This window comes from Gilliamella sp. WF3-4, from assembly GCF_001690275.1.
In the GTDB taxonomy this organism is placed as follows: domain Bacteria; phylum Pseudomonadota; class Gammaproteobacteria; order Enterobacterales; family Orbaceae; genus Gilliamella; species Gilliamella apicola_C.
The window spans coordinates 1-498 of sequence record NZ_LZGW01000025.1 but is presented as its reverse complement, the minus strand read 5'-3'; the positions used below and the strand labels follow the sequence as shown (position 1 = coordinate 498).

General features: G+C 35.1%; 1 protein-coding gene. It reads right to left on the bottom strand.

Annotation, left to right across the window (positions count from 1 at the left end; all coding sequences use genetic code 11):
• Window positions 1–489: calcium-binding protein (locus A9G47_RS06175; RefSeq protein ID WP_304364033.1), on the bottom strand; the 489-nt coding region annotated here is incomplete at its 3' end.
• Between the last annotated feature and the right edge of the window lie 9 nt (window positions 490–498).

Here is a 498-nt window from a genome sequence, read left to right as displayed (position 1 = left end):
TATAGATATAACTAAATCTTTGTTTCTTCTAGCACAGCTTAACATATCAGCGCTAATACCATCACCAAAACGGATAGTATCAACATCCGATTTTATTCTATTTAAGAAACCAGTGTATTCTAATTCGCCTCGATTATCTATTGTATCGTGACCGTCGCCCAGATTGAACAAATAGGTATCGTTTCCTGCTCCGCCTGATAAAAGGTCATTCCCTTTACCACCCGATAAGATATCATTACCTTTACTTCCTAAAATGATATCATCTTTATCTGTGCCAATCATATATAGATGGTTATTTAGTACCTCATCCCACGTTAATTTTGTACCATCCGCAAAAATGAACTCTTCAATAACGTTATTTGTATTAATGCTTGCTCTTGCTGACGTTGCATCAGAAAAGATATTCTTAAAGGTTATACTACTGTTGCCTCCAATTAATGTTGCAATTATATCAGTACCTTGGCGTGAAAATCTAATATCACTTGGCATAATTCCATC